This window comes from Pseudomonas sp. GW822-FHT02D10 (assembly GCF_058802345.1).
The window spans coordinates 63,693-90,689 of record NZ_JBXAOB010000019.1 but is presented as its reverse complement, the minus strand read 5'-3'; the positions used below and the strand labels follow the sequence as shown (position 1 = coordinate 90,689).

The 26,997-nt window shown below is 59.2% G+C and carries 27 protein-coding genes and 2 pseudogenes; 18 read left to right on the top strand and 11 right to left on the bottom strand.

What is annotated here, in order from left to right; all coding sequences use genetic code 11:
• Positions 1-110 precede the first annotated feature (110 nt).
• A complete protein-coding gene (gene recQ, locus AC1RPZ_RS24060; RefSeq protein ID WP_493139963.1) occupies positions 111-2,240 on the bottom strand; it encodes a DNA helicase RecQ in 2,130 nt (709 codons plus the stop codon).
• 249 nt (positions 2,241-2,489) lie between these two features.
• Between recQ and AC1RPZ_RS24055 the strand changes: the two genes are divergently transcribed.
• The 3 genes and pseudogenes from AC1RPZ_RS24055 to AC1RPZ_RS24045 all read left to right on the top strand — a co-directional run bounded on the left by AC1RPZ_RS24055 (position 2,490) and on the right by AC1RPZ_RS24045 (position 4,505).
• Positions 2,490-3,077, top strand: coding sequence for a UPF0149 family protein (locus AC1RPZ_RS24055; RefSeq protein ID WP_493063736.1), 588 nt, complete (start codon positions 2,490-2,492; stop codon positions 3,075-3,077).
• Between the two features lie 10 nt (positions 3,078-3,087).
• Positions 3,088-3,198: pseudogene (locus AC1RPZ_RS24050) on the top strand (DUF454 domain-containing protein); the annotation flags it as partial.
• 164 nt (positions 3,199-3,362) lie between these two features.
• On the top strand, positions 3,363-4,505 hold the full coding sequence (locus AC1RPZ_RS24045) for a bifunctional diguanylate cyclase/phosphodiesterase (RefSeq protein ID WP_493139961.1): 1,143 nt from the start codon (positions 3,363-3,365) through the stop codon (positions 4,503-4,505).
• A gap of 41 nt (positions 4,506-4,546) precedes the next feature.
• Here the strand turns inward: AC1RPZ_RS24045 and AC1RPZ_RS24040 are convergent, their stop codons facing one another.
• Both AC1RPZ_RS24040 and AC1RPZ_RS24035 read right to left on the bottom strand, forming a co-directional pair.
• A complete protein-coding gene (locus tag AC1RPZ_RS24040; RefSeq protein WP_493139959.1) occupies positions 4,547-5,146 on the bottom strand; it encodes a tRNA-uridine aminocarboxypropyltransferase in 600 nt (199 codons plus the stop codon).
• A 13-nt stretch (positions 5,147-5,159) separates the two neighbouring features.
• Complete coding sequence (locus AC1RPZ_RS24035) at positions 5,160-6,053, bottom strand: LysR family transcriptional regulator (RefSeq protein WP_493139958.1); 894 nt, start codon at positions 6,051-6,053, stop codon at positions 5,160-5,162.
• A gap of 232 nt (positions 6,054-6,285) precedes the next feature.
• Between AC1RPZ_RS24035 and speB the strand changes: the two genes are divergently transcribed.
• From speB to AC1RPZ_RS24010, 5 genes are all read left to right on the top strand, one after another.
• A complete protein-coding gene (gene speB, locus AC1RPZ_RS24030) occupies positions 6,286-7,236 on the top strand; it encodes an agmatinase (protein WP_493139956.1) in 951 nt (316 codons plus the stop codon).
• Positions 7,237-7,245: 9 nt separating this feature from the next.
• Positions 7,246-7,668, top strand: coding sequence for a YybH family protein (locus AC1RPZ_RS24025; protein ID WP_493139954.1), 423 nt, complete (start codon positions 7,246-7,248; stop codon positions 7,666-7,668).
• 55 nt (positions 7,669-7,723) lie between these two features.
• Entirely contained in the window at positions 7,724-9,235 is a 1,512-nt protein-coding gene (locus AC1RPZ_RS24020) for a purine-cytosine permease family protein (RefSeq protein WP_493139953.1), read from the top strand.
• Between the two features lie 146 nt (positions 9,236-9,381).
• On the top strand, positions 9,382-9,891 hold the full coding sequence (locus AC1RPZ_RS24015; RefSeq protein WP_493139952.1) for a hypothetical protein: 510 nt from the start codon (positions 9,382-9,384) through the stop codon (positions 9,889-9,891).
• A gap of 47 nt (positions 9,892-9,938) precedes the next feature.
• Positions 9,939-10,664: an MBL fold metallo-hydrolase gene (locus tag AC1RPZ_RS24010; protein WP_493139951.1), complete on the top strand. Its 726-nt coding sequence runs from the start codon at positions 9,939-9,941 to the stop codon at positions 10,662-10,664.
• Positions 10,665-10,742: 78 nt separating this feature from the next.
• Here the strand turns inward: AC1RPZ_RS24010 and AC1RPZ_RS24005 are convergent, their stop codons facing one another.
• Together AC1RPZ_RS24005 and ptrR are read right to left on the bottom strand one after the other, a co-directional pair.
• Positions 10,743-10,871 carry a PA1414 family protein gene (locus AC1RPZ_RS24005; RefSeq protein ID WP_009042667.1) on the bottom strand — a complete coding sequence of 43 codons (129 nt, stop codon included), beginning with the start codon at positions 10,869-10,871 and terminating at the stop codon, positions 10,743-10,745.
• Between the two features lie 72 nt (positions 10,872-10,943).
• Positions 10,944-11,879, bottom strand: coding sequence for a putrescine utilization regulator PtrR (gene ptrR, locus AC1RPZ_RS24000; protein ID WP_493139950.1), 936 nt, complete (start codon positions 11,877-11,879; stop codon positions 10,944-10,946).
• A gap of 103 nt (positions 11,880-11,982) precedes the next feature.
• Between ptrR and AC1RPZ_RS23995 the strand changes: the two genes are divergently transcribed.
• The gene (locus tag AC1RPZ_RS23995) at positions 11,983-13,161 is read left to right on the top strand and encodes an MFS transporter (protein WP_493139949.1); all 1,179 of its coding nucleotides are present in this window, start codon (positions 11,983-11,985) and stop codon (positions 13,159-13,161) included.
• 21 nt (positions 13,162-13,182) lie between these two features.
• Here AC1RPZ_RS23995 and AC1RPZ_RS23990 read toward each other — a convergent pair whose 3' ends face one another.
• A complete protein-coding gene (locus tag AC1RPZ_RS23990) occupies positions 13,183-14,019 on the bottom strand; it encodes a CvfB family protein (RefSeq protein WP_427529808.1) in 837 nt (278 codons plus the stop codon).
• A 351-nt stretch (positions 14,020-14,370) separates the two neighbouring features.
• Here AC1RPZ_RS23990 and AC1RPZ_RS23985 point away from each other — a divergent pair, with 351 nt between their 5' ends.
• The 4 genes from AC1RPZ_RS23985 to AC1RPZ_RS23970 all read left to right on the top strand — a co-directional run bounded on the left by AC1RPZ_RS23985 (position 14,371) and on the right by AC1RPZ_RS23970 (position 17,412).
• A complete protein-coding gene (locus tag AC1RPZ_RS23985) occupies positions 14,371-14,559 on the top strand; it encodes a PFL_1563 family small protein (protein WP_017337097.1) in 189 nt (62 codons plus the stop codon).
• A 177-nt stretch (positions 14,560-14,736) separates the two neighbouring features.
• Positions 14,737-15,606 (top strand): DUF6279 family lipoprotein, encoded by an 870-nt coding sequence (locus AC1RPZ_RS23980; RefSeq protein ID WP_493139948.1) that lies wholly within the window; start codon positions 14,737-14,739, stop codon positions 15,604-15,606.
• Between the two features lie 106 nt (positions 15,607-15,712).
• Complete coding sequence (locus AC1RPZ_RS23975) at positions 15,713-16,459, top strand: DUF899 domain-containing protein (protein WP_493139947.1); 747 nt, start codon at positions 15,713-15,715, stop codon at positions 16,457-16,459.
• Between the two features lie 5 nt (positions 16,460-16,464).
• Positions 16,465-17,412 (top strand): AraC family transcriptional regulator, encoded by a 948-nt coding sequence (locus tag AC1RPZ_RS23970; RefSeq protein WP_493139946.1) that lies wholly within the window; start codon positions 16,465-16,467, stop codon positions 17,410-17,412.
• A 66-nt stretch (positions 17,413-17,478) separates the two neighbouring features.
• Here AC1RPZ_RS23970 and AC1RPZ_RS23965 read toward each other — a convergent pair whose 3' ends face one another.
• A complete protein-coding gene (locus tag AC1RPZ_RS23965) occupies positions 17,479-18,153 on the bottom strand; it encodes a DUF3313 domain-containing protein (protein ID WP_493139945.1) in 675 nt (224 codons plus the stop codon).
• Between the two features lie 322 nt (positions 18,154-18,475).
• Between AC1RPZ_RS23965 and AC1RPZ_RS23960 the strand changes: the two are divergent.
• Positions 18,476-18,805 (top strand): annotated as a pseudogene (locus tag AC1RPZ_RS23960) (AraC family transcriptional regulator); the annotation flags it as partial.
• Between the two features lie 64 nt (positions 18,806-18,869).
• On the opposite strand, the gene AC1RPZ_RS23955 reads toward AC1RPZ_RS23960, so the two are convergent.
• The 4 genes from AC1RPZ_RS23955 to AC1RPZ_RS23940 all read right to left on the bottom strand — a co-directional run bounded on the left by AC1RPZ_RS23955 (position 18,870) and on the right by AC1RPZ_RS23940 (position 22,675).
• Positions 18,870-20,216 carry a DEAD/DEAH box helicase gene (locus tag AC1RPZ_RS23955; RefSeq protein ID WP_493139944.1) on the bottom strand — a complete coding sequence of 449 codons (1,347 nt, stop codon included), beginning with the start codon at positions 20,214-20,216 and terminating at the stop codon, positions 18,870-18,872.
• A gap of 266 nt (positions 20,217-20,482) precedes the next feature.
• Positions 20,483-21,382, bottom strand: a complete 900-nt coding sequence (locus tag AC1RPZ_RS23950) for a carboxylate/amino acid/amine transporter (protein ID WP_493139943.1) — start codon at positions 21,380-21,382, stop codon at positions 20,483-20,485.
• A 229-nt stretch (positions 21,383-21,611) separates the two neighbouring features.
• The gene (locus AC1RPZ_RS23945; protein ID WP_493139941.1) at positions 21,612-22,211 is read right to left on the bottom strand and encodes an FMN-dependent NADH-azoreductase; all 600 of its coding nucleotides are present in this window, start codon (positions 22,209-22,211) and stop codon (positions 21,612-21,614) included.
• Positions 22,212-22,360: 149 nt separating this feature from the next.
• Complete coding sequence (locus AC1RPZ_RS23940) at positions 22,361-22,675, bottom strand: 3-phosphoglycerate kinase (RefSeq protein ID WP_493139939.1); 315 nt, start codon at positions 22,673-22,675, stop codon at positions 22,361-22,363.
• Between the two features lie 49 nt (positions 22,676-22,724).
• On the opposite strand from AC1RPZ_RS23940, the gene AC1RPZ_RS23935 reads away from it, so the two are divergent.
• From AC1RPZ_RS23935 to AC1RPZ_RS23920, 4 genes are all read left to right on the top strand, one after another.
• On the top strand, positions 22,725-23,648 hold the full coding sequence (locus tag AC1RPZ_RS23935; RefSeq protein ID WP_019648027.1) for a PA3225 family LysR-type transcriptional regulator: 924 nt from the start codon (positions 22,725-22,727) through the stop codon (positions 23,646-23,648).
• Between the two features lie 14 nt (positions 23,649-23,662).
• Entirely contained in the window at positions 23,663-24,466 is an 804-nt protein-coding gene (locus AC1RPZ_RS23930; protein WP_493139937.1) for an alpha/beta fold hydrolase, read from the top strand.
• A 3-nt stretch (positions 24,467-24,469) separates the two neighbouring features.
• Positions 24,470-25,024: a peptidylprolyl isomerase gene (locus AC1RPZ_RS23925; RefSeq protein WP_493139936.1), complete on the top strand. Its 555-nt coding sequence runs from the start codon at positions 24,470-24,472 to the stop codon at positions 25,022-25,024.
• 88 nt (positions 25,025-25,112) lie between these two features.
• The gene (locus AC1RPZ_RS23920; protein ID WP_493139934.1) at positions 25,113-26,945 is read left to right on the top strand and encodes an ABC transporter ATP-binding protein; all 1,833 of its coding nucleotides are present in this window, start codon (positions 25,113-25,115) and stop codon (positions 26,943-26,945) included.
• Positions 26,946-26,997 lie beyond the last annotated feature (52 nt).

Below are 26,997 nucleotides of genomic sequence, written 5' to 3'. Positions count from 1 at the left end.
CATGGTTAGACTGAAATAAGCTGAAACTAATTATTAGTCAGCTAAGCATGACCCTCGACTCTAAGCAAGGCTCGGTCTGTACTGAATCGCTACATCTTGATATTCGGCACTTAAACTTCAAACTCCGACTGCAACGCCGCTCTCACACAGTACAAAACGCCCTCAGGGACACGGCCGGCAAACAACGCGGAAATCTCCGACACCGGTGGTAACTCGCCCTCGCCGTCCAGGAACGCGTCCTGGACTTCACCCATCAGGTCTTCCGGAAGGTCCAGCGCCTGTTCCAGCGACAGTTGCTGCTTGCCGATGGCCTCGGCGAGCATCGTGTACACGTTCTTTTCCGAGCACTGCAACTGGCCGGCAATCTGCATCGGCGTCATGCCGGCGCGCGCCAGGGTGATCAATTCGTGGCGCAGGTCGGTGACCACTTTCGGCGCCTCGGCCTGGCCACCCAGTACTTCGAGGAAGGCCTCGCCGTAGCGCTCCAGCTTGCGCGCACCGACGCCGCTGACCTTGGCCATTTCCGGCAGGGAGCTTGGCTGGCTGCGGAGCATTTCCAGCAGAGTCGAATCGGGGAAGATGACGTACGGCGGCACGCCATGTTCTTCAGCCAGTTTGCGCCGCAGGGCGCGCAAGGCTTCCCATTGCTCGCGCTCTTCACCGCGCACCAGTTGGCTGGCCTGGCTGGTGCTGCTGCTTTTCGCGGTGGTTTGCGGTTTGAGGTCGCGGCGCAGCTCCAGGGTCACTTCGCCCTTGAGCAGCGGCCGACAGCTGTCGCTCAAACGCAGGCCGCCGTAGCCTTCCAGGTCAATGTCCGCCAGACCCCGCGCCACCAGTTGTCGGAACAATGAACGCCATTCGCCTTCGGCCCGCGCTTTGCCGACACCGAACACCGACAGATGCTGATGGCCGATGCTGCGGACTTTTTCGTTGTCCTTGCCCAGCAACACGTCCACCAGATGCCCGACGCCGTAGCGCTGGCCAGTGCGGTAGATCGCCGAAAGTGCCTGACGGGCCGGTTCGGTGGCGTCCCAGGTCTGCACACCGTCGACGCAGTTGTCGCAATGCCCACAGGGTTGCGGCATATCTTCGTCGAAATAGGCCAGCAAGGTCTGACGGCGGCAGCGGGTTTCTTCGCACAGCGAGAGCATGGCGTCGAGCTTGTGCTGCTCCAGACGCTTGTGGCGCTCATCGCCTTCGGAGTTCTGCAGCATCTGCTTGAGCATCACCACGTCTTGCAGGCCGTAAGCCATCCAGGCGTCTGCCGGCAGACCGTCACGGCCGCCACGACCGGTTTCCTGGTAGTAGGCCTCAAGGGACTTCGGCAAATCCAGGTGGGCGACAAAACGCACGTTGGGCTTGTCGATGCCCATGCCGAACGCCACGGTGGCGACCATGATCAGGCCTTCCTCGTTGAGGAAGCGCTTCTGGTGGTGGGCCCGCGTATCGTTGGGCAGACCGGCGTGGTACGGCAGCGCCGGGAAACCTTGCTCGCTGAGGAACACCGCCACTTCGTCGACTTTCTTGCGCGACAGGCAATAGACGATACCGGCATCGCTGCGCCGCTCTGCCAGAAACGCCAGCAACTGCTTGCGCGGCTGCTCCTTGGGCACGATGCGATAGAAAATGTTCGGCCGGTCAAAGCTCGACAGGAAGCGCTCGGCGTTCTGCAGATGCAGGCGCTCGACGATTTCTTCACGGGTACGCTTGTCGGCTGTGGCAGTCAGGGCGATGCGCGGGACGTTGGGGAACAGTTCCGCCAACTGGCCCAGTTGCAGGTATTCCCGGCGGAAATCGTGACCCCATTGGGACACGCAGTGAGCTTCGTCGATGGCAAACAGAGCGATTTCAAGACTTTGCAGAAACGCCAGCATCCGTGGCTGAACCAGGCGTTCAGGCGCCAGGTACAGCATCTTCACTTCACCGCGTTTGATCCGCGCCGCCAGATCGCGCTGTTGCTCGGCGCTCAAGGTCGAATTGAGCGCCGCCGCCGCGACACCGAGCTCTTCGAGGGTCGCGACCTGATCGTCCATCAGCGCAATCAGCGGCGAAACCACCACCGCCAGGCCGTCGCGCAGCAACGCCGGGACCTGGAAACACAAGGATTTGCCGCCGCCGGTCGGCATCAGCACCAGAGCGTCACCGCCGCTGGCTACGCGCTCAATGATGGCACCCTGACGGCCACGGAAACTGTCGTAGCCGAAGATGTCCTTGAGGACGCGTTGAGCCTGTTCGAGCATGAAAAACTCCAAATGGTGCTGAATATCCCTGTGAGCAGGCTGGATCAAAAAAACGCATTGTTCACGGACAGATCCGTAAGCGGATTTGTCCGGGACCATCGCGACACCTGCAGGGCTTTGCAAAACGCGCGAGTATACCCGAGCGATAGCCGCCGACACCGACAATGCAGGCAAATCCGCCGCGCGGCTGGCCGGACCGCTCAAGAACGCCTAGAATTGGGCATCGTATATTCCCAAGGTAGCCCTTCAATGTCCTTCGCTGAGCAACTAACCCGCCTGCAAGCCTTCCTCGACGCCGACGAGCTGCATGACGAGGCGCTGGACTATGTGGCCGCCCACGGCTATCTGACGGCCCTGTCGATCTGTTCCGAGACGGTGCCTGATCGTGAGTGGATCGACGCGCTGTTCGCCGAAGAGCCGCATTATCGCGACGACGCCGAGCGTGAAGAAATCGAATCGACCCTGATTGCCCTCAAGGCTCATATCGCTCGCCAACTGGCGTCCGATGAAGAATTCGAGCTGCCGTGCGACCTGGACCTGGGCGAAGAGCCAGATGATTCCGACCTGCGCGGCTGGTGCATCGGCTTCATGGAAGGCGTATTCCTGCGTGAAGAGGCCTGGTTCGAAACCGCCGAAGACGAAGTCAGCGAAATGCTGCTGCCGATCATGGTCGGTTCCGGCCTGTTCGATGAGCAGCCTGAATTCTCCGACATCGCGGCCGACGCCAACCTGATGGACGACATGATCGTACAGATCCCGGAAGCCCTGACCGCGCTGTACCTGCTGTGCAACGCGCCAGACGAAAAACCGGCGATCCTCAAGCCTCGTCACCACTGAGTTCCTGCCTGTGGCTGAGCCCATAGGCAATCGCTCCCTGATCCCACGCTACGTGCTACTGGCCATCGGCTGGTTGAGTGTAGCGTTGGGGGTGACGGCGTATATCCTGCGGCAAAAACCCCTGATCGAATCCTGAACACGCCTCGCCACACAAGCTCATCTATACCCCATCCCCCCGACAATCTGTCCTGCGTTCCACAAAACAGCACCTAAACTCCAGACGTCTTTACCTCAGCGGCCAGACATTTCCTGTCGCCCGGGAAGGTCAGCGCTCCGGAGCGTCTCATGTCGCTACTCAAACAGTTGTTTCTGGCCATCTGCCTGTTCTTGCTGGTGGCCTTCAGCGGCAGTTTTTTTGTCAGCCTGGAGAGCTCGCGCGTGCAGTTGCTCGGCCAATTGCGCTCCCATGCCCAGGACGCTGCCACTGCGCTGGGACTCTCGTTGAGTACGCAAATCAACGATCTGGCAATGATTGAGTCGATGGTCAGCTCGATCTTCGACAGCGGCTACTTTTCCAGTATTCGGGTCATCAACATCGAGGACGAGCGCGTACTGGTGGAGCGCAACGCTGCCGCCCCCACCAAAGACGTACCGGGCTGGTTCGTCGATCTGGTGAACCTGCACCCGCAAGGGGGTGATGCCTTGGTTATGCGCGGCTGGAAACAAGCGGCGCGCGTTGAAGTGGTGAGCAACCCACAGTTTGCCCTGGCCAAACTGTGGGACAGTGCCCTTGGCAGTCTGGTCTGGTTACTGCTGTGCGGATTGCTCAGCGCGGTGTTCGGCGGCTGGTTGCTGCGCCGGCAACTGCGCCCGCTGGACGCCATGGTCAAACAGGCCGAAGCCATCAGCAAACACGAGTTTCTCAGCCTGCCGAAGTTGCCCAGGACCCCGGAACTCAAACGCGTGGTGCTGGCGATGAACCAGATGGTCGAAAAGCTCAAAGGGCTGTTTGCCGAAGAAGTCGCGCGTAGCGAAAAACTTCGCGCCGAGTCGTATCAGGACAGCCTCACGGGGCTGGCCAACCGACGGTTACTGAATGAGCAACTCACTGAGCAATTGCTGGTGACCGAACAGAGCAGCGCCGGACACCTGCTGATGCTGCGGATCAATGACCTGACCGGGCTCAATCAGCGACTGGGTGGCCAGTATGGGATCGGCCTGCAACACTTCGGCGGCAGCTTCAGCCAGATCGGCAACCTCACCCAACTGGGTTTTGCCTACTTGAAAATCGACGGCAGCTACCTTCGCGACATCGACCAGCAAAGCGACAAACGCCTGTTCATCGAAGCCATTTTCCGCGCGACCCACAGCATCGATTTGCCGTTGATTGCCGAAATGGTCAAGACCCGAGGAGAACTTGAGACGATCAGGGAGCTGGGGGTATTTGGGGCGATGGGACGGCTGATCGGACCGCCGGAACCGATGTAGTACGCAGGTGTGGCGCCTGCGTAGGGGACTGCGTCATGCCTCTAGGCTTCGCCACCATGATTACGCTGATAAGTCTGCTCCCCCATCGCCGCAATCTGCCCTTCAATCAAGGCCTCAAACGGTCGCAACAGCGGCTCGAACGAGGTCGGCGCCTCAAGCACCTGCAACGCCTGCACGATCGCCTCCACCGTCGACAACGCTCCCGGCCCCGGTGCCTTGCGCAACCGATAACGCGACACCGCGCCTTCGGCCAGTGTCACTCGGGGCAACGCCGCCAGCAATGGATTGAGGTGTAACAACTTGCGCGCCTTGCGCCAGGTGCCGTCCGGCACCACCAGCAGCAAGGGTTGATCGGAAGCCGTATAGGCCTGCAACGGTTGCGCGTCGTCAGCCGGGAATAGCAAGCGGGCCTGATAACCCGGTTGATTCAACAGGTGCAGCAAATCCTCGAACACTTCACCGACGATCAATTCGGCATTGTTCAACCCCAGCGCTGCCAGCCGCGCGGTGTTCAACGCATGGTTCACCTCGCTCGGATGCTGCAACAGCAGCACCCGGGTGCGGCTGTCGAGGCTGGGAATCAACGGGCACAGGCAATGAGTTTGCGGGCGCAAGCAACGGGCGCATTGGCTTCTGGACATACGATTCTCCCGATCAGGCCTGGTTGAGCTGCGCTTTGAGCAAGTCGCGGAAGGTCTGGATCAACGGCTCACGGCTGCGCCCACGGCGCACGATCATCGAAAACGGTGCCTGGTAGCCGAAAGTGGCCGGCAGCAGCACACGCAAATCGCCCTTGTCGGCCCAAGCCTGGGCGTAGTGCTCCGGCAGGTAGCCGATGTAGGCGCCGGACAGCACCAGAATCAGCTGCGCTTCCATACTCTCCACCGTCGCCGCGCTGTGCTTGAAGCCATGGCGCGCCAGTTCGGCCTGGCTCCAGTAACCGCGACCGACCATGCGCTGCTGGGTGATGACTTGTTCGGGAATGCGCCGCTCGCTGAACAATGGATGACGACTGCTGCAATACAGCCAATGTTGTTCACGGTACAGCGGCATGTAGACCAGTCCGCTCATGCGCGTGGAGAACGCACCGATGGCCAGATCGAGGCGGTTGTCCTGCACGCCGAGTTGCAGTTCGTAAGGGCTCATCACCGACAAGTGCAAATGCACGGCCGGGTGTTCCTGGCTATAGGCGCCAATGGCTTCGGCGAACGGCAACGCTGTGTCGCTGACGGTCGAGTCGATCACCCCGAGGTTGAGCGTACCGCGCAGCTCGCCCTTGAGTGCGGCGGCGTATTGCTCGAAACCTTCGAGTTCGCCGAGCAGGCGCAGGGTCTCCTGATGGAACAGCTCGCCCTTGCTGGTCAGGCTGAAACCGCCACGCCCACGATGACAGAGCACCAGTCCCAGCGCCGCTTCGAGCTGGCTCATGTAGGTGCTGATGGCCGACGTCGAGAGATTGAGCTCGTGCTGGGCGTTGGCAAACCCCTGATGGCGCACCACGCTGACGAAGATGCGCAATAGTTTCAGGTCAGGTAAAGCGTTGGCCATGGGAGGGCTCCGGTTGCAAGGAAATGCGCGCTTGAGGTTGGGTATCCGTCCCATGAGCCCGCAAAGTCTAGCGCCCCTCTGACCATTAGTTTAGAAAAATCTGAACTAAGTATTTGCCGGTAGCGATTCTTCTCCCGCACTGCATTTCGCAGAATCCGCTCAACAGGTGCCTGTGCAATCCCTTTGCGCGGTGCAACCCCATAAATAAAACAATGATGATGAGGCCATACCCGTGGACAAGATTCTTCACCAACCACTGGGCGGCAATGAAATGCCGCGCTTCGGCGGCATCGCCACCATGATGCGACTCCCCCACTTGCAAACCGCTGCCGGCCTGGACGCTGCCTTCATTGGCGTGCCGCTGGACATCGGTACTTCGCTGCGCCCCGGCACCCGCTTCGGGCCGCGTGAGATCCGTGCTGAATCGGTGATGATCCGCCCGTACAACATGGCCACCGGTGCTGCGCCGTTCGACTCGCTGTCGGTTGCCGACATCGGTGACGTGGCGATCAACACCTTCAACCTGCTGGACGCCGTGCGCATCATCGAAGAGTCTTACAACGAGATCCTCGAACACGACGTGATCCCGCTGACCCTCGGTGGCGACCACACCATCACCCTGCCGATCCTGCGTGCCATCCATAAAAAGCACGGCAAGGTCGGCCTGGTGCACATCGACGCCCACGCCGATGTGAACGATCACATGTTCGGCGAGAAGATCGCCCACGGCACCACCTTCCGTCGCGCCGTTGAAGAAGGTCTTCTGGACTGCGACCGCGTCGTGCAAATTGGCCTGCGCGCTCAGGGCTACACCGCTGAAGACTTCAACTGGAGTCGCAAGCAGGGCTTCCGCGTGGTTCAGGCTGAAGAGTGCTGGCACAAATCGCTGAACGCACTGATGGCTGAGGTCCGCGAAAAAGTCGGCGGTGGTCCGGTGTACCTGAGTTTCGACATCGACGGCATCGACCCGGCCTGGGCTCCAGGCACCGGCACCCCGGAAATCGGGGGGCTGACGACCATTCAGGCGATCGAAATCGTTCGTGGCTGCCAGGGCCTCGACCTGGTCGGCTGCGATCTGGTAGAAGTCTCGCCGCCTTACGACACCACCGGCAACACCTCGCTGCTGGGCGCCAACCTGCTGTACGAAATGCTCTGCGTACTGCCGGGCGTGGCCCACCGCTGAGGTTTGACCATGAACGCACGTAATCAGGTTCTCAACGCTGCCGCCGAACTGGTGTCGGCGTTCGCTCGAAATGATCGCGAAGCTTACTTCGGCGCTTTCAGCTTTGACGCCAGTTTCGTGTTCTACACCCTCGAACAGCCGTTGCTGTCGCGCGATGCCTATCAGGCACTGTGGGACACCTGGCGCTCCGAGGATGGCTTCGAGGTGCTTTCGTGCACCTCAAGCAACGCCTTCATCAGCCTGCAAGGTGACGTGGCGGTGTTTGTCCATGACGTGGCCACCGAGCTGCGCATGCAAGGTGAGCAACACTTCAGCCAGGAACGCGAAACCATTGTTTTTAGAAAACAGGTGTCTCGCCAACAACAAGAAGGCCATTGGCTGGCCTGCCACGAACATTTGTCCGCAATGCCGGAAGGGCTGCCCTCCCCTTAGCCAAGACAGGTGACGCTCGCACACGACGAACGCGCCTCTATAATCGGAGCTGATCATGAATAACAACAACAAAGACCAAAGCCTTACGCAAATTGAAACCCACGGGGTCGAACAGATCCCCGACCACGAACGTACCGCCAGTCCGCTGGATTTGTTCCGGATGATCTTCGGCGGTTCGAACACCTTCGCCACCGCCGTGCTCGGCAGTTTCCCGGTGCTGTTCGGTTTGTCTTTTCAAGCCGGCGTCTGGGCCATTGTGCTGGGTGTGCTGGTCGGTTCGTTGATTCTCGCGCCCATGGGCCTGTTCGGCCCGCTCAACGGTACCAACAACGCTGTGTCTTCCGGTGCGCACTTCGGCGTGCATGGGCGGATTGTCGGTTCGTTCCTGTCATTGCTGACCGCTATCGCGTTCTTCTCGCTCTCGGTGTGGAGCTCGGGTGATGCACTGATTGGCGGCGCCAAGCGCTTGATCGGCATTCCGGAAAACGACCTGACCCTGGCCCTGGCCTACGGTCTGTTCGCGATTCTGGTACTGACGGTGTGCATCTATGGCTTCCGCTTCCTGTTGTGGGTCAACAAGATCGCGGTGTGGAGCGCCAGCCTGCTGTTCCTGCTGGGGATCTTTGCCTTCGCCGGTCCCTTCGATGTGAACTTCGCCGGCAGTGTCAACCACGGTCAACCTGGTTTCTGGGCGGCCTTCATCGGCTCCACGCTGCTGGCGATGAGCAACCCGATTTCCTTCGGCGCGTTCCTCGGTGACTGGTCACGCTACATCCCGCGCGAAACCTCGAAAGGCCGAATCATGGCTGCCGTGGTGATCTCGCAGATCGCCACCCTGATCCCGTTCATGTTCGGCCTGGCTACCGCGACCATCGTGGCGATCAAGGCACCGGACTACATCGCTGCGAACAACTATGTCGGGGGCCTGCTGGCCGTGTCGCCGAGCTGGTTCTTCCTGCCGGTGTGCCTGATCGCGGTGATCGGCGGCATGTCCACCGGCACCACCTCGCTGTATGGCACTGGGCTGGACATGTCCAGCGTGTTCCCGCGTCTGCTGTCACGGGTCAAGGCAACCTTGCTGATTGGCGTGCTGTCGATTGCCTTCATCTTCATCGGGCGCTTTGCGGCGAACCTGGTGCAGAGCGTGTCGACCTTCGCCGTACTGATCATCACCTGCACCACCCCGTGGATGGTGATCATGATCATCGGTCTGTTGGTGCGTCGCGGCTTCTACTGCCCGGACGACTTGCAAGTGTTCACCCGTGGCGAGAAAGGCGGACGCTACTGGTTCCAGCACGGCTGGAACTGGCGTGGCCTGGGCGCCTGGATCCCGAGTGCACTGATCGGTCTGTGCTTCGTCAACCTGCCGGGGCAATTTGTCGGCCCACTGGGCGACCTGGCTGGCGGGATCGACATCAGCCTGCCGGTGACCCTGGGCCTGGCGTCGTTGGTGTACCTGGGATTGCTGAGCCTGTTCCCGGAGCCTTCGGCCGTGTTCGGGCCGAACGATCCACGCAGCAAGGGCACGGATTCGCTCGCTAGACCGGTCATGCGCCCAGCCGCCTGACATCGATTTACCTGTGGGAGCGGGCTTGCCCGCGAAGAACGATGACTCGGTGCCTCTGAGAGACCGCAGCGACTGATTCGCGGGCAAGCACGCTCCCACAAATCGCCTTTGTTTCAGTATAAGAAAGACAATCGGAGACACGCTTCATGGCTTTGGATTTATTCGTTGTACTCATCTATGCCGCCGGCATGCTGGTGCTGGGCTATTACGGCATGCGCAAGGCCAAGACCCACGAAGACTACCTCGTGGCCGGTCGTAACCTCGGCCCGACCCTTTACATGGGCACCATGGCTGCCACCGTACTGGGCGGCGCATCGACCGTCGGTACCGTTCGCCTGGGTTACGTCCACGGTATTTCCGGTTTCTGGCTCTGCGCTGCATTGGGTTGCGGGATCAGCGCCCTGACCCTGGCCTACAACCTGTTGGTGGGTGGCATGCTGGTTCCGTTGATCGACGCCATTTTCTGGAAACGTGCAACCACCTCCGGCGCTATCGCCAGCATGGGCCTGGGCTTCGTGACGACTCTGGTGTTCATGTTCAAGGATGGCCTGGATGCCAATACCCCGATCTACTACAGCCTGGGTATCGGCCTGGTGAGTTTCGTTGTGGTCAGCCTGCTGTCCCCTCGCCCGGTCGCCGTGGCAAACGCAATCTAACCTCAGGTTAGACGCCGTACACCTTTCTTCGGCGGGAGGAAAACGCCATGAAGATCGTCAGTCGCGACCAATGGTTCGAAGTCAAACACCTGAGCGACGGCATTCGCTTGATTCACGAGCCGTACATTCGACCGTTCTACCGCTGCAACCTGTGGCACATTCAGGGCCGCGACAAGGACCTGCTGCTCGACAGCGGCTCGGGCCTGGTCAGCCTGCGCGAGCAACTGCCATGGATTACCGAGCGACCCTTGGTGGCGGTGGCCAGTCATTGCCATTTCGACCATATCGCCGGTCATCACGAATTCCCCGAACGGCTGGTGCATCCGGCCGAAGCGCAGATCCTCGCCGAGCCGGATGGCGACAACACCCTTTCAAAGGCTTTTGTCGGCGACGAGATGTTCGAGGCCCACCCCGATTGCCCGCTGTGCTATGCCGAATACCGGGTCAAAGCCGCGCCCGCCACGGGACTGATCGAAGAAGGCGACGTGCTGGACCTGGGTAATCGAACCCTGCAAGTGCTGCACACGCCCGGCCATTCACCGGGTGGTATCAGTCTCTTTGAAGCCGCCACTGGCACACTGTTCAGCGGCGACATCATCTACGACGGACCGTTGATCGAAGACGCCTATCACTCCAACCTCGAGGATTACGCCCGCAGCCTGCAACGCCTGCGCACGCTGCCGATCCGTACCGTGCACGGCGGACATTTCGGGAGTTTTCCCGGGGAGAAGTTGCACACAATGATTGATCAGTGGCTGCATCAGCATGCTTGAGGTGGGTACGCTATCGCAGCACTATCGCGCCTTCGACGATGCGGTCGAAGGCTGCGATCTTTTCACGCCTTACCTCTGTTACCGGCGGCGTTGCTGACGTCGACGTTGTTCATCATCGGTGCGGATTGGCACGGGTTGCAGAGGTGGTTCGATCAAACCAAGCGCGACACCGAGGTCATGGAGCCAGTTTTGCAGTTTCTCTTTCATGGTGCCCCCCTTCAGGGTAGTGCTGAGCGACCGGGTTCTATAGACGCTTCATACAGATAGTAGTCCGAAGTCTTACGCAATGCTCGCCTCAGAGCGCAAAGATCTGTTACCGAATTCATCAAAATCAGCCCCAACCTGGCAACCACCACCGAACGCCGCTTGTTGCACTTCGATCCAGGCATTGAGATTGGCGCCGACCATGCCCTTGCGCCACATCAGCCAAGTAGTGGCGCTGGCGAAAGGCTCGGCCAGCGGGTGTACAGCCACGCTCTCGCGTCCAGGCAGGCTGGCGAGCATCGACTCGGACATCAGCGCCACACCGGAGCCGGCAATCACACACGCCAGCATCCCTTGATAGGACTCGATTTCCATCGCCCGGCCCATCGCCGCGTGATCGTGGGCAAACCAGGCCTCCAGGCGCATTCGGTAAGAACAACCCTGGCGAAAAGTGAACACCGAGCGCCCCTGTACATCCAGTGCGCTGCGCACCGGCGGATGATCGGCTTCGCTGATCAGCACCAGTTTTTCGTCACACAGCGGTACACCGTCGAGCCCGGCCAACTGCAGCGGGCCATCGACCAGCGCGGCATCAAGGCGCCCGGCGAGCAGACCTTCGAGCAACTCACCGCTGGGCCCGGACTGCACTTGCAGGTTCACCGCCGGATAAGTGCGGTGATAGCGCGCCAGCAACGCCGGCAGATGAATCGCCGCGGTGCTGTACATGGTGCCCAGCACGAAATCGCCGGCCGGTTGCCCGCCCTGCACTGCCGCATGGGCTTCGTCATGCAGGGCAAACAGCTTGGCGGTGTAGTCCAACAGCACTTTGCCTGCGGGCGACAACTGCAAACGCTGACGCTCACGCAAGAACAGTTCTACGCCCAGCTGGTCTTCAAGCTGCTTGAGCCGGGTCGACAGATTGGACGGCACCCGATGCAAGCGTTCGGCGGCGCGGGTGATGGAACCTTCCTCGGCCACAGCCTGGAAGATGCGCAATTGGCTGAATTCCACATCTTTCTCCAAACAAGAACAAGTTACTCACTATTATTCATTTTTAAAGAAAGTCAATCAGTCCTAGCCTGACGGTCATTGCTCCGATGCAGGAATCCTGACCATGTCGCCGCTTGTACGCTTACTCGCCAGTTTCATTGCCTTGATGATGGCCATGGGCATTGGCCGCTTTGCGCTCACCCCACAGTTGCCGCATTTGCTCAGTGAAGGTCAGATCGACCTGACCGCCGCTGGTCTGATTGCGGCAGCCAATTATCTGGGCTACTTCATTGGCGCCGTAGACGCGATGTTCGCCCGTCGCCCCGAGCAAGTCCGTCGGCGCTTGCTCGGTGGATTGTGGCTGTGCGTGTTACTGACCCTTGCCTCCTTTTGGGCCAAAGGCTTCTGGCCACATCTGTTGTTGCGCTTCGGCACCGGCGTGGCCAGCGCCTGGGTGCTGGTGATGATCACCGCGTTGAGTCAGCCATTGGCGATGACCGCCGGGCGCCCACGGCTCGGTGCACTGGTATTCGCCGGGCCGGGATTGGGAATTTTTCTGACGGGTTTGCTCGCTCTTGGTTCGAACCTGTTGGGACAAAGCTCCGCGACCTTGTGGCTGGTGTATGCCGGCGTGGGCCTGGCAATGCTGCTGATGATCTTACCGATCCTGCCGCAACCGGCCGCAAACGTGGTAGCCACACCCACGGCCGTCGCCTCAAAGAGTGCAGGAATTGCGCGACTGGGTTTGATCTACGCCTTGTACGGTCTGGGCTACATCATTCCGGCAACGTTCCTGTCGCAGATGGCCAGCGCGCATTTTCAAGGACAATGGCAGGCGGATCTGTTCTGGCCGTGTTTTGGTCTGGCGGCCGCCACCGGTGTGTTGCTGGTGAGTTTGCGCCGACATAACCCCAATACCACGCGCCACTGGTTGATCGCGACGTTGTGGCTGCAAGCGACCGGGGTCTTCGCTTGCCTGCTGGGCAGCGGTCTCGGTCTGGCCTTGGGGGTCATTCTCTGCGGCACGCCGTTTCTGGCCTGCATGCAACTGGTGATGCAACGCTCGCGAGAACTGGCGCCGCACGCCACCCAGCGCAACGCCGGCCTGCTGACCGCGTGCTTCGCCGTGGGTCAGCTCAGCGGGCCATTGCTGGCGGCGCTGAGCAGCCATTTCAGTGGTGGTTTGCAACCGGCGTTGATGGTGGCTGGCAGCGGCTTGCTGGTGGCCGGCGGTTTGCTATTGCGTCCACTCAACGCTCCAGCGCTTTGTGCAAACGACGGCGCACCCACTGTTCTGCGCTGACCGACCGTCGGGTGCGCAAGGTTAACTGAGCTCGATGCGATCCGCGTGAATGACGATCTGGCCGTTCTTGTAGAGCGCGCCGATGGCCTTCTTGAAGTTGCCTTTGCTGACACCGAACAGGCTGCTGATCAGCGCCGGGTCGCTCTTGTCGCTGACCGGCAAGGTGCCGTTGTTGTCGCGCAACTTGGCGAGGATCTTCGAGTTCAGGCTGGTGGCGGCTTCTTCGCCCACGGGTTGCAGGCTCAGGCTGATCTTGCCGTCGGCACGGACCTCCTTGATGAAGCCCTTCTCTTCCTTGCCGGCACGCATGAACTTGAAGATTTCGTTCTTGTGGATTAAACCCCAATGCTTGTTGTTGATGATTGCCTTGAAGCCCATGTCGGTCGCTTCGGCCACCAGCAGGTCAACTTCCTGGCCAGGTGTGTAGTTGGCCGGGGTTTTGTCCAGGTAGCGATCCAGGCGCGCGGTCGCGGTGATGCGGCGGGTGTGCTTGTCGAGGTAGACGTGCACCACGCAGTATTCGCCGGCGGTCATCTGACGCTTTTCTTCGGAATACGGCAGCAGCAAGTCCTTGGGCAGACCCCAGTCGAGAAACACACCGATGCTGTTGACTTCAACGACTTTAAGACTGGCGAATTCACCGACCTGAACTTTCGGTTTTTCCGTAGTTGCGATGAGTTTGTCATCGCTGTCCAGATAAACAAAAACGTTCAGCCAATCTTCATCTTCGCTGGGAATATCTTTTGGAATATAACGATTAGGCAGAAGGATTTCGCCGTCCGCGCCACCGTCCAGATATAAACCAAAGTTAGTGTGTTTAACCACTTGCAAGCTGTTGTAGCGCCCGACTAAAGCCATTTCCAATACCCTCATTGCCTGGACGGCATTCTACCCGGTTTTGCCAGCGCCGTTGGGTAGCCGGCTTGCTTGAGAAGAAAAATCCGCTGCGAGGCTCATTTTTCCTGGGTTTTGCGCCGGAGCAGGGCCCACTCGTCAGACCGTTCTGGCGCTTTGGGCTGATATCGGTAAGCCATACACGGTATTTTCCACGCCAGCGTTCTTATTTAAAACAGTCGCTTAGGTGGTTATTGCGAACATCAACTTATGAATAATTGACACCTGCCCTCGGTTATTTCAGGGGGATATTTACCAAGCAATTGTCAAGTATTTCCTGTACGATGCTTGGCCAAGTTAATTTTCTACAGGTTAATGGCCGCCATGCGTGTAAAAGCATCCAACAGCAAAGCAAAGCCAGCTCCAGCCGTTGAAACCAGCGAATCGATCAACAACCAGATTGCTGCTTTCCTTAAATCCGGCGGCGAGATCCAGCAAATTGCCAAAGGCGTCAGCGGCCAGACATTCGGCCCGTCCAAGCAGATCACCCTGGGCAAAAAGTAATACCCCCTCGCGTCACCCTGGTCCCTAAGCGCTTTGAGCTTCGAAGCGCTAGGACTGGAACCCTCTCCCTCCCCAGCAACATCCTGCAAAACCAAACGTACGTTCTATTGATCGGCTGAGCTGTCGGGTCCATCCTGCGTTCAGACACCAGAACTACGCCCTTGCAAGGATTGGCTCATGTCGCGCTGGTTCAAACACCTGGCTCTGCTCCTGACCCTGTGCTTCGCACTGCCGGCCTGCAACCGTATGGGCATGGCCTATCGCAATCTCAACGTGATCATTCCCTGGACGCTCAGCGACTACCTGGACATGACCAGCGAGCAGAAAGACTGGCTCAATGAACGCCTCAAGGAACACCTCAGTTGGCATTGTTCCACGCAGTTGCCCGGCTACCTCGACTGGCTCGATCGTTTGCAGCAGATGGTCGAAACCCATCAAGTCACGGACGCCGCGCTGCAAGCCAGAATCCAGGAAGCCAAGCAAGCCATCGCCCAGACCGCTCGGGAAATCACCCCTTCGGCAGTCAAGTTGTTGCAGGGTTTGAATGACCAACAGGTCAACGAGATGAAGCAGGCCTTCGCCAAAGACCTGCGTCAGCGCCAGGACCAATACGTAAAACCGCCGCTGGCACTTCAGATCAAACATCGCATCGAGCGGATGGATAAACGCCTGGGCGACTGGCTTGGACCGCTCAACAATGCTCAGAAGCAGCGCGTCATTGCCTGGTCCAACGCGCTGGGCGAGCAAAACCAGCAATGGATCGCCAACCGCGCTCATTGGCAGGCACTGTTCAGCGCTGCGGTGGAACAACGCCACAGCAGCGACTTCGCGCAACGCATCGAAACCCTGCTGGTCGATCGCGAGACCTTATGGACCCCGGCCTACCGTCAGGCTTACGCCAACACCGAAGCCCAGGCGCGCAGCCTGATCGTCGATCTGATGGCCGACAGCACTGCCGATCAACACCAGCATCTGTTGAGGAAAATCGACAAGGTACGCAGCGATTTCAGCGCATTGAAGTGCTTGAAGGCAGCGGGTACGTCTTAAGCGATCTGCGCTGTCGACAACCGATCGGCGGCTTGTCGATTTCAGTGTCGGTCAAACGACTAGGCTGTGTAAGCCACAAAACGCCAACCTCGCAGGAGGGAAAGTCATGAACAGCGTGCAACAGCACAAAGTCGTGTCCCGAGAAGAATGGCTCGCGGCCCGCAAACAGCATCTGATTCACGAAAAGGCCTTTACCCGGGAACGCGACAAACTCAGTGCCGAACGCCGGGCACTGCCTTGGGTGAAAGTCGACAAGAACTACGTGTTCGAAGGCCCCGACGGGCGGCAAAACCTCGTGGATCTTTTCGGCGGCAACAGTCAGCTGATCATCTATCACTTCATGTTTGCCAAGGGTTGGGAAGAAGGCTGCCACGGCTGCTCGTTTGTGTCGGATCACATCGACGGCGCCAATCAGCACTTGGCCCACCACGACATTTCGCTGGTGGTGGTTTCCCACGCACCACTCAGCGAATTCCAGGCGTTCCGCAAACGCATGGGCTGGCAGTTCAAATGGGTGTCGTCGGCCGGCAGTGACTTCAACGCCGATTACAAAGTGTCCATCAGCGATCAGGAACTCGCGGACGGCACCGCGACGTACAACTACGAAAAAAGCACCAGCACCGAAGGTGAACTGCCTGGGCTGAGCGTGTTTTATCGCAATGACGCCGGGGAAATTTTCCACACCTACTCCACCTACGCCCGTGGCCTGGACTTGCTGGTCGGCGCCTATAACTACCTCGACCTGACGCCCAAGGGCCGCAACGAGGAGCAAGGCATGAAATGGGTGCGTCATCACGATCGTTACGAAGACGAACCGGCGAGCAAGGGTTCATCAAGCTGCTGTTCCGAGTGAAGCCAATGACCCCTGCCTACCACAGCCTTTGCGAATACACGCGCAGCATGAACCGGGTGCTGGAGCATATCGACCAACATCTGGACCAGCCCCTGGAGCTGGCCGATCTGGCGCAAATCGCGCACTTCTCGCCTTACCACTTTCATCGTTTGTTCACCGCCTGGGTCGGTGAAACCCTCGGCGATTACCTGCGCCGACGCCGACTGGCCTGCGCCGCCCAGCAACTGGCCGGCAGGCCCGAAGCCTCCATTCTGGAGATTGCCCTGGAAGTCGGCTTCAGCTCCGGCGAAGCCTTTTCCCGCGCCTTCAAGCAACACTTCTCAGTGACCCCGAGCACCTGGCGCATCACCGAACCCGAACGCTGGGACCAGCGCCTTACCGGCATCCGCGAACGACGCCAGCAGCAATTGAGCAATCCTGATCAGGCACAGGCCACAGACTTCGCCGATCCTGAGGCCTTCACTCCTATGAAGGACCAGACGATGAACGTCACCTTGAAAGAACTGCCACCCACACGCGTAGCCTACATGCGCTACGTCGGTCCTTACGGCATGGGCATCGGCACCTTCTGGCGCGAAACCGTGGCCCCGTGGATGATCGAAAACAATCTGCTGCAACAAGTGCGCTACGGCATCGGCCACGACGACCCGTTCACGACGCCCCCCGAAAAATGCCGCTACGACGCCTGCGTCGAAGTCCCGGACAGCTTCGGCGCCAGCAAACAGGCCACCGTCACTACCCTGCCCGGCGGCCTCTACGCCATCGCCCCATTCAAAGGCAAAGGCCCGGAAATCGCCGACGCATGGACCGAACTCTGCCGCGACTGGCTCCCCAAAAGCGGCCTGCAGTTCGATGCTCGGCCGTGCTTTGAACGGTATCCGGTGGAGGCCCAATACGATGAGAAAACCGGCGTGCTGGAATGTGAGATTTGTATACCGGTGAAAGCGCTCTAAACAGGGGAGGCCTTGACGCGAGACCGGCTAATGGGCCTCCCCCTTTTCTTTGTTGACACCTCATTGCTATTCGATGAATGCCTGCATATCACTGTTCAGCTTTTTGATCGCCGCTTTGAAATCATTGGCGGTAATCGGCTGGCTTGCATTCTTCACCTGCTCACCCATGACTTTGCGCACCACTTTGGCCACAGTCTGGCCGTTGTTCGCGTCGATCATCTCGGCTTCGATGAACAACTCGGTGTCCTGGTCGCGGTGGCCGGTGGCCGCCTGAGTCGCGCCTATCGCAGCCGTGACCGGCAGGACTTCATACCACTTCATGCCCTCGTTAGAAGCCGTGACCCCGGTAATCGCGGCGCGCACAACCAGCACTCGCGAACCGGCAGGGGCCGACTGAACGTTCGGTACCACACTGTACTTCTGGCTCAGTACACTCTTGGCATTGTCCGTCACGTAGGCTTGCAACTGATCCAGCGTCTGACGGTTGACCCGCTCATTCGGCTTGGGTACCGGGTACAGGTTCAGGTGCTTGAAGGCCACCGTGTCATAGGCGTTCGGGTTCCAGGACGGGCTTATCCAACGCATGGATTTCTCGCCACTGGGTGTAGTGACTTCTTGCAGGTTGTTGTAGTTGGGAAGAAACCCTGAGTACTGTTCCTTCTCCGTGACTCTTGAGGTGCAACCACCGAGCAACAGGCTGGTCAAGGCAACGCCGACAAACAATTTCCTGGTCAAGCTCATATTTTTACTCCATGGGTAAAGTCATTTTATTCGGATACAGGGCGTCAGAAGCACCGGGGCATATTGCCGGTCACCGCTTGAAACCAGGCGTTATCGAGTCGACGGCAGTGATAGGTGTAGGGCTAATACCTGCACGCTAGTTTCCTTATGAGGGGCCCTGCATAGAGTGCCCTGCGTCCTTTGCTGGAAGATGTCCGGCTTATTTCTATACAGTAGAAATGTTACTCAATTGAAATATAGGGCCTGAAGAGTTTCTGGCTGGGTGGGCACGTCAATGGGTGTCCCCATTTGGTTTGGATAAAAAAGGGGACACCCATTTTGTTGTTATGGCATCGGCCATGACGACCCGAGCGTCACCCCCGCCGCGTATTGCCGTTACGACGCTTGCGTCGAGGTCCCGGAGGGTTTCACTGCAGCCTTCCCGTTCGCCGTCACCACCCTGCCCGGCGGTCTTTACGCGGTGGCCCGCTTCAAAGGTCCGGCCTTGCACATTGCCACGGCATGGGGCGAACTCTGCGGTCAGTGGATGCCGGCCAGTGGCCTGGACTACGACAAACGTCCCAACTTTGAACGCTACCCGGTAGACGCCTCCTGCGACCAGAAGAGCGATGTGATGGAAATGGATATGTGTGTGGCGGTGATAAAGCGCTAAACCGCACTAATTAAAATGAAAAACCCGGACACTGTCCGGGTTTTTATGGGATCGCTACGGCGCGTTATTCAGCGGCCGGCGCTTCTGGCTTGCGGCGCTTGAGCGGCGCCATGCCGTCCTTGCTGACCAGCGACAGGGCGTCGGTCTTCGGGCGGTTGGCGATCTTGCGTTTGGTCGGGGCCTTGGCTCCGGTCTTTTTCTTCTCGCCTTTGGCGTCTACTTTTTTCTTCTTCACGCCAACCGCTTTACCCGAAGCCTTGACCTTTTTCGGTCCGCCGTAGGTGCCTTTGACTTCCTTGATGGTGCGGCGCTCGAAGCTCTGCTTGAGGTAGCGCTCGATACTCGACATCAGGTTCCAGTCGCCGTGGCAGATCAGCGAGATGGCCAGGCCATCGTTGCCGGCACGACCGGTACGACCGATACGGTGAACGTATTCGTCACCGCTGCGTGGCATGTCGAAGTTGATCACCAGATCCAGACCTTCCACGTCGAGGCCGCGAGCGGCAACGTCGGTGGCGACCAGGATCTTCACCCCGCCCTGCTTCAGACGGTCGATTGCCAGTTTGCGGTCTTTCTGGTCTTTCTCACCGTGCAAGACGAACGCCTTGTACTCCTGCGCCACCAGACGGCCGTAGATACGGTCGGCCATGGCCCGGGTGTTGGTGAAGACGATCGCCTTCTGGTAGGTCTCGTTGGCCAGCAGCCAGTTAACGATCTGTTCTTTGTGCTGGTTGTGGTCAGCGGTGATGATTTGCTGACGGGTGGTCGCGTTCAGCTGGCTGACGCTGTTGAGCTGCAAATGCTCAGGGTTGTTCAGGACCTTGGCGATCATCTCGCGCAAGCCCGAACCGCCGGTGGTGGCGGAGAACAGCATGGTCTGCTGACGGTTGGTGCATTCTTCGACCAGACGCTGTACGTCTTCGGCAAAGCCCATGTCGAGCATGCGGTCGGCTTCGTCGAGCACCAGCACTTCAACTTCTTTCAAGTCGAGGTTACCGGCGTTCAGTTGCTCGATCATCCGGCCCGGGGTGCCGATCAGGATGTCCGGCACCTTGCGCAGCATGGCCGCCTGGACCTTGAAGTCTTCGCCGCCGGTGATCAGGCCGGACTTGATGAAGGTGAACTGCGCAAAGCGCTCAACTTCCTTGATGGTCTGCTGGGCCAGCTCACGGGTCGGCAGCAGGATCAGGGTTTTAATGCTGACGCGGACTTTGGCCGGGCCGATCAAACGGTTGAGGATTGGCAATACGAATGCAGCGGTTTTGCCGCTACCGGTTTGCGCAGTCACCCGCAGGTCACGCCCTTGGAGCGCGAGCGGGATAGCCGCTGCTTGCACAGGCGTTGGCTCGACAAATTTAAGCTCGGCCACGGCTTTGAGCAGGCGTTCGTGCAGGGCGAATTGGGAAAACACGGGTGCTACCTCGAAGAAATACAAAAAATCAGCTGCATAGGGTAACGGTTTCGAGCGCGAAGGCCGAGTTTCTTTATGCAAACGAACGCAAACAGTGGCTATTTCGTTAGCTGATTTGTCCCCGAACGTCACTCGATGCGTCTTAAATGCTCTGATCGACCCGTCTCGTCCTATAGAAGAGTCGTTTTAGCCCATGCAGCTCAAACTGCTCTGGCTCAATACCCAAGACCTCTGGGGCGCTCTCGATCAGCATCCGATTCTGCAATTCAGGCCTGGCCCTGACGGGGCTGCTGGGGATCATCCTGCTGCTCGGACGAGCGGCGAGCACCCAACCGACTGATCCACACCGCCGCCAGAATCACCATCGCGCCAAACATCAACCGTCCCAGCGCTTCATGCTGATTCCAGATCAGCAGGTTGATCAACAACCCTACCGGCACGTGCAGGTTGTTCATCACCGCCAGCGTCCCGCCATTGACCAGACAGGCGCCCTTGTTCCACCAATACAGCCCCAACGCAGTGGAAACCAATCCGAGGAACACCAGCACGCCCCACTGCAATGGCGCTTCAGGCAGGAAGTTCTGTTTGCCGAACAGCAGAAACGCCGGCAAGGCCACCGCCAGCGCACCGAGGTAGAAGTAACCAAAACGCCGGTAGTGCGGCAGATCGCTCGGATGACGCGCCACCAGATGTTTGTACAGCACCTGACCTGCGGCGTAGGTGAAGTTGGCCAGTTGCAGCAGCAGGAATCCCATGAAGAAGTCCGGGTTAATCCGGTCATAACGGATCACCGCCGCACCCAGCACGGCAACCAATGCCGCCACCAGCGCCCAGGGATTGAAACGGCGATTCAGCGCATCTTCGATCAAGGTCACGTGCAACGGCGTGAGAATGGTGAACAGCAAGACTTCCGGCACCGTCAGCACCCGAAAGCTCAGGTACAGGCAGACGTAGGTCACGCCGAACTGCAACGCGCCAATCAACAACATCCCGCGGATGAACGCCGGTTCCACCTGACGCCAGCGGGTCAATGGAATGAACACCAGTCCCGCCAGCAACACCCGCACCAGCACCGCGAAATAGCTGTCGACATGCCCGGCCAGGTATTCGCCGATCAAACTGAAGGAAAACGCCTGAATCAGCGTGACAAAAAGTAGATAGCCCATGCTCGCCTCGTTTCGAATGGCGGCGACGATAGCGGGTTTTGCCCGTTATCGCGAACAGTCAGCCAATACACAAAATCACAGACAAAAAAAAGCCCGATCTCGCTAAAGCGTTCAATCGGGCTAGAGCACTCATGAGCAACAAGTGCAAAGGGAGGTTCGATGCGCGAACCGGCTTGAAGGGGGTTCGGGAGCTACTTAACCATCAGGTGATTATCTGGCGATTAACGGCTCAGGCGACCTGGGCCAGCTTGGCATTGGCCTGGTTCAGACCCTTCTCGTGGAAGTCACCGCCCAGGTTCATGCCTTCGGCGTGAATGAAGGTGACGTCGTGGATACCGATGAACGCCATGACCTGGCGCAGGTACGGTTCTTGATGATCCGAAGTACTACCGGTGTGGATCCCGCCGCGAGCCGTCAGGACAAACGCCCTTTTATCGTTGAGCAGCCCCTGAGGACCGGTGGCGGTGTACTTGAAGGTCACGCCCGCACGCAGCACATGGTCGAGCCAGGCTTTCAGCGTGCTGGGAATCGCGAAGTTGTACATCGGTGCGGCCATCACCAGCACGTCGGCGGCCAGCAGCTCGTCAGTCAGTTCGTTCGAACGCTCGAGTGACGTCTGTTCGATTTCATTGCGTTGCTCGGCAGGTTTCATCCAGCCACCCAGCAGGTTGGCATCCAGATGCGGAACCGGATGGGTCGCCAGGTCACGAACGGTGATCTGGTCGGCTGGGTGCGCGGCTTTCCATTGACTGATGAAGGTTTGAGTCAGCTGACGCGATACTGAGTCTTGCTGGCGGGCACTGCTTTCGATGATCAGAACGTGGGACATGGGATGTAGCCTCCATCGGTGAATGCTGTAAGTCGATGGAGTGGAGATTAAACAGAGTCGTATCGATGAAAAAGCACAAATAACTGCTATAACCCATCAATAAATTCGTTTATAAGCGGAGCGTATCTGCCCCGCCTGTGCAACAGCCCTTATTTGGGTTTGCAGGTCAGAGTGATGTACAGCTTGATGATTTCGCGGTTGAACCTGACCGAAAGGTCGGCGCTTTTGCCGGCATCCAGGCTCACGCGGCGAGTTCGCGGCGATTCCGGGCCATTGCGAAATACCACCGAGCATTCGGCGGCTTTACCGCTGTAGTTGTTCAGTTTAATGGCGCCCATATCGCGAGCGGTGTCATAGGTGGTGTAGTCGATTTTCAGGCCGTTGAGTTCTTTTTGTACATCGATGGGGTAGGCGAATGCGCTCAACGGCAGCATCGCCAGCACCACACAACAGATTTTTTTCATTCGGCAGCCTCCAATGGAAGCTGTCAGCTTAGGACAAGAGGAGCTCATCATGAAAGCGCCCCGCGTGACCCTTGATCAATGGCGCACGTTGCAAGCCGTGGTCGACCACGGTGGTTTCGCCCAGGCCGCCGAAGTGCTGCACCGTTCGCAGTCGTCCGTCAGCTACACCGTAGCGCGCATGCAGGACCAGCTCGGCGTGCCGCTATTGCGCATCGACGGCCGTAAAGCGGTGCTGACCGAAGCCGGCGGCGTGCTGCTGCGCCGCTCCCGGCAACTGGTCAAACAGGCCAGTCAGCTGGAAGATCTGGCGCACCACATGGAGCAAGGCTGGGAAGCGGAAGTGCGGCTGGTGGTCGACGCCGCTTACCCGAGCGCCCGCCTCGTCCGCGCCTTGACCGCGTTCATGCCGCAAAGCCGTGGCTGCCGGGTGCGTCTGCGCGAAGAAGTGTTGTCGGGGGTCGAGGAAGTCTTGCTCGAAGGCGTAGCCGACCTGGCCATCACCGGTCTCAGCATTCCCGGTTACCTTGGCGCGGAATTGAGCGACGTGGAATTTGTGGCCGTGGCCCACCCCGAACACCCGCTGCATCGTCTGAACCGCGAACTGAATTTCCAGGATCTGGAAACCCAGATGCAAGTGGTGATCCGCGACTCCGGTCGCCAGCAGCCGCGGGACGTCGGCTGGCTCGGCGCTGAACAGCGCTGGACCGTCGGCAGCCTCGCCACCGCCGCGACCTTTGTCAGCAGCGGCCTGGGTTTCGCCTGGTTGCCCCGGCACATGATTGAACGGGAACTGAAGGAAGGTACCCTCAAGCTGCTACCGTTGGATCAGGGCGGCAGTCGAAACCCGAGCTTCTATCTGTATTCGAACAAGGACAAACCCTTGGGCCCGGCGACGCAGATCCTCATCGAACTGCTGCGCACCTTTGACACAGCGCCGCTGGATGCCCCCTTCGCGGCCCCTGAACAAGCCTGACACGGAGTGTACGCATGGCCTATTTCGAACATGAAGGTTGCAACCTGCACTATGAGGAATATGGCCACGGCGCTCCGCTGCTGCTGATCCACGGGCTGGGTTCCAGCACCCTGGACTGGGAAAAACAGATCCCCGAGCTCTCGGCCCGTTATCGGGTGGTTATCCCGGATGTACGCGGCCACGGTCGCTCCGACAAGCCCCGCGAGCGCTACAGCATTGCCGGTTTCAGCGCTGACCTGGTCGCGCTGATCGAACACTTGAACCTCGGCCCGGCGCATCTGGTCGGGTTATCCATGGGCGGGATGATCGGTTTTCAGCTGGCAGTGGATCAGCCATCGCTGCTTAAAAGCCTGTGCATCGTCAACAGCGCGCCCGAGGTCAAATTGCGCAGCCGCGACGATTACTGGCAGTGGTTCAAACGCTGGAGCCTGATGCGCATCCTCAGTCTGCGCACCATCGGCACGGCCCTGGGCGGCAAGCTGTTTCCCAAGCCCGAACAGGCAGACCTGCGGCAAAAGATGGCCGAGCGCTGGGCAAAAAACGACAAACGTGCTTATCTCGCCAGCTTCGATGCCATCGTTGGCTGGGGGGTTCAGGAACGACTGGCGAAAGTCACCTGTCCAACCCTGATCGTCAGCGCCGACCGCGACTACACCCCGGTAGCGCTGAAAGAAGCCTATGTAAAACTGCTGCCCGATGCGCGGCTGGTGGTGATCGAAGATTCACGCCACGCAACACCCTTGGACCAGCCACAACGTTTCAACCAAACCCTGCTTGAATTTCTAACCACAGTCGACACCACTACCCAGGATCACTGACCCATGCTGAAAAAAATCGCCCTCGTCGCCGGCTCCGTTCTGTTCGCCACTAATCTGATGGCCGCCCCGGCGCCGCACGTGCTGCTGGAAACGACCAACGGCCAGATCGAAATCGAACTGGACCCGGTCAAGGCGCCGATCAGTACCAAAAACTTTCTCGCTTACGTCGACAAAGGTTTCTACAACAACACCATTTTCCACCGCGTGATTCCGGGTTTCATGGCTCAGGGCGGCGGTTTCACGACGTCGATGCAACAGAAGCCTACCGACGCACCGATCAAGAACGAAGCCAGCAATGGCTTGCATAACGTGCGTGGCACACTGTCCATGGCGCGCACCTCCGATCCGGATTCGGCCACCAGCCAGTTCTTCATCAACGTCAAGGACAACGACTTCCTCGACCCGGGTCGCGATGCCGGTTACGCGGTGTTCGCCAAAGTCGTGAAAGGCATGGACGTTGTCGACGTCATCGTCAACTCGCGAACCACCACCAAACAAGGCATGTCGGATGTGCCCGCAGACCCGGTGCTGATCAAGTCGGCCAAGCGCATCGACTAAACTGCACAAGGAGTCCTGAGCGGCAACGGTATTATCACCGAGCCGCTCGCATCGAAAAAAGGAGAGCCCGTACGCGGGCGTTTATCTGATGCTTTATCGTCGTTTCGAAAAACTGATCGATATTTTCCGTGACGCCCCGACGGCGGCTCCGCCGAGCCGGGTTCTCCCCTTCTATACCTATTATTTGCGCCAGGTTTGGCCGAGTTTTGCCGCGCTGTTGGTCGTCGGTTTGATCGGCGCGCTGATTGAAGTGGCGTTATTCAGTTACCTGAGTCGAATCATCGATTTGGCACAAGGCACACCCAATGTAGACTTTTTTAAAATCCACGGCGTCGAGCTGGCCTGGATGGCGGTGGTCGCACTGATTCTGCGACCGATATTCGTCGGCTTGCATGACCTGCTGGTGCATCAGACCCTGAGCCCCGGCATGACCAGCATGATTCGCTGGCAAAACCACAGTTACGTGCTCAAACAGAGCCTGAATTTTTTCCAGAACGACTTCGCCGGGCGTATCGCCCAACGGATCATGCAAACCGGCAACTCCCTGCGTGACTCGGCGGTGCAAGCCGTTGACGCGTTGTGGCATGTGCTGATCTACGCGATCAGCTCGCTGGTGCTGTTCGCTGAAGCCGACTGGCGCCTGATGATCCCGCTGTTGACCTGGATCGCCTGCTACATCGGCGCGCTGTGCTACTTCGTGCCACGGGTCAAGGAACGTTCGGTGGTGTCCTCCGATGCGCGCTCCAAACTCATGGGCCGGATCGTCGACGGCTACACCAACATCACCACACTGAAACTCTTCGCCCACACCCGTTTCGAACAGCAATACGCCCGCGAAGCCATCGCAGAGCAGACCGAAAAATCCCAACTGGCCGGCCGCGTGGTCACCAGCATGGACGTGGTCATCACCAGCATGAACGGCCTGCTGATCGTCTGCACTACGGGCCTGGCGCTGTGGCTGTGGACCCAGTCGCTGATCTCGGTCGGCGCGATTGCCCTGGCCACCGGCTTGGCAATCCGTATCGTCAACATGTCGGGCTGGATCATGTGGGTGGTCAACGGCATCTTCGAAAACATCGGCATGGTCCAGGACGGTCTGCAGACCATCGCCCAGCCGATCGGTGTCACCGACCGCGAACCGGCACCACGCCTGGAAGTGGCCCGCGGTGAAGTGCGTTTCGAGCACGTGGCGTTTCATTACGGCAAGAAAAGCGGAATCATCGGTGACCTCAACCTGACCATCAAAGCCGGTGAAAAAATCGGCTTGATCGGTCCTTCAGGCGCGGGCAAATCGACCCTGGTCAACCTGCTGCTGCGCCTCTACGACTTGCAGAGCGGGCAGATTCTGGTCGACGGCCAGAACATCGCCAACGTGGCTCAGGAAAGCCTGCGCGAGCGGATCGGCATGATCACTCAGGACACCTCGCTGCTACACCGTTCGATCCGTGACAACCTGCTTTACGGCAAACCCGACGCCACCGACGAAGAACTCTGGGAAGCGGTCCGCAAGGCCCGCGCCGACGAGTTCATCCCATTGCTGTCGGACGCTGAAGGTCGCACCGGCTTCGACGCTCATGTCGGCGAGCGCGGGGTGAAGCTCTCCGGCGGCCAACGCCAACGGATCGCCATCGCCCGGGTGCTGCTCAAGGACGCGCCGATCCTGATCATGGACGAAGCCACCTCGGCGCTGGACTCGGAAGTCGAAGCAGCGATTCAGGAAAGCCTGGAAACCCTGATGCAGGGCAAGACCGTGATCGCCATCGCTCACCGGTTGTCGACCATCGCGCGAATGGATCGTCTTGTGGTGCTGGAAAAAGGCCGGATCGCCGAAAGCGGCAGCCACGCCGAACTGCTGGCCCACGGCGGGTTGTATGCACGGTTGTGGCAGCACCAGACCGGTGGGTTTGTCGGGATCGACTGAGGACGTCCACCTTCCGTAGGAGCTGCCGCAGGCTGCGATCTTTTGATCCTGG

Bases quoted from the DNA above. Each gene is read 5' to 3' on its own strand.
- AC1RPZ_RS24015 (WP_493139952.1), top strand. From the start codon at position 9,382: ATGGCTTTGGATTTATTCGTTGTACTCATCTATGCCGCCGGCATGCTG.
- AC1RPZ_RS23930 (WP_493139937.1), top strand. From the start codon at position 23,663: ATGGCCTATTTCGAACATGAAGGTTGCAACCTGCACTATGAGGAATAT.
- AC1RPZ_RS23965 (WP_493139945.1), bottom strand. From the start codon at position 18,153: ATGAGCTTGACCAGGAAATTGTTTGTCGGCGTTGCCTTGACCAGCCTG.
- AC1RPZ_RS23995 (WP_493139949.1), top strand. From the start codon at position 11,983: ATGTCGCCGCTTGTACGCTTACTCGCCAGTTTCATTGCCTTGATGATG.
- AC1RPZ_RS24045 (WP_493139961.1), top strand. From the start codon at position 3,363: ATGTCGCTACTCAAACAGTTGTTTCTGGCCATCTGCCTGTTCTTGCTG.
- AC1RPZ_RS23925 (WP_493139936.1), top strand. From the start codon at position 24,470: ATGCTGAAAAAAATCGCCCTCGTCGCCGGCTCCGTTCTGTTCGCCACT.
- AC1RPZ_RS23940 (WP_493139939.1), bottom strand. From the start codon at position 22,675: ATGAAAAAAATCTGTTGTGTGGTGCTGGCGATGCTGCCGTTGAGCGCA.
- recQ (WP_493139963.1), bottom strand. From the start codon at position 2,240: ATGCTCGAACAGGCTCAACGCGTCCTCAAGGACATCTTCGGCTACGAC.
- AC1RPZ_RS24055 (WP_493063736.1), top strand. From the start codon at position 2,490: ATGTCCTTCGCTGAGCAACTAACCCGCCTGCAAGCCTTCCTCGACGCC.
- AC1RPZ_RS24020 (WP_493139953.1), top strand. From the start codon at position 7,724: ATGAATAACAACAACAAAGACCAAAGCCTTACGCAAATTGAAACCCAC.
- AC1RPZ_RS23990 (WP_427529808.1), bottom strand. From the start codon at position 14,019: ATGGCTTTAGTCGGGCGCTACAACAGCTTGCAAGTGGTTAAACACACT.
- AC1RPZ_RS23975 (WP_493139947.1), top strand. From the start codon at position 15,713: ATGAACAGCGTGCAACAGCACAAAGTCGTGTCCCGAGAAGAATGGCTC.
- AC1RPZ_RS24040 (WP_493139959.1), bottom strand. From the start codon at position 5,146: ATGTCCAGAAGCCAATGCGCCCGTTGCTTGCGCCCGCAAACTCATTGC.
- AC1RPZ_RS23950 (WP_493139943.1), bottom strand. From the start codon at position 21,382: ATGGGCTATCTACTTTTTGTCACGCTGATTCAGGCGTTTTCCTTCAGT.
- AC1RPZ_RS24025 (WP_493139954.1), top strand. From the start codon at position 7,246: ATGAACGCACGTAATCAGGTTCTCAACGCTGCCGCCGAACTGGTGTCG.
- AC1RPZ_RS24035 (WP_493139958.1), bottom strand. From the start codon at position 6,053: ATGGCCAACGCTTTACCTGACCTGAAACTATTGCGCATCTTCGTCAGC.
- AC1RPZ_RS23945 (WP_493139941.1), bottom strand. From the start codon at position 22,211: ATGTCCCACGTTCTGATCATCGAAAGCAGTGCCCGCCAGCAAGACTCA.
- AC1RPZ_RS23935 (WP_019648027.1), top strand. From the start codon at position 22,725: ATGAAAGCGCCCCGCGTGACCCTTGATCAATGGCGCACGTTGCAAGCC.
- AC1RPZ_RS23980 (WP_493139948.1), top strand. From the start codon at position 14,737: ATGTCGCGCTGGTTCAAACACCTGGCTCTGCTCCTGACCCTGTGCTTC.
- AC1RPZ_RS23920 (WP_493139934.1), top strand. From the start codon at position 25,113: ATGCTTTATCGTCGTTTCGAAAAACTGATCGATATTTTCCGTGACGCC.
- AC1RPZ_RS23985 (WP_017337097.1), top strand. From the start codon at position 14,371: ATGGCCGCCATGCGTGTAAAAGCATCCAACAGCAAAGCAAAGCCAGCT.
- AC1RPZ_RS23970 (WP_493139946.1), top strand. From the start codon at position 16,465: ATGACCCCTGCCTACCACAGCCTTTGCGAATACACGCGCAGCATGAAC.
- AC1RPZ_RS24010 (WP_493139951.1), top strand. From the start codon at position 9,939: ATGAAGATCGTCAGTCGCGACCAATGGTTCGAAGTCAAACACCTGAGC.
- AC1RPZ_RS24005 (WP_009042667.1), bottom strand. From the start codon at position 10,871: ATGAAAGAGAAACTGCAAAACTGGCTCCATGACCTCGGTGTCGCGCTT.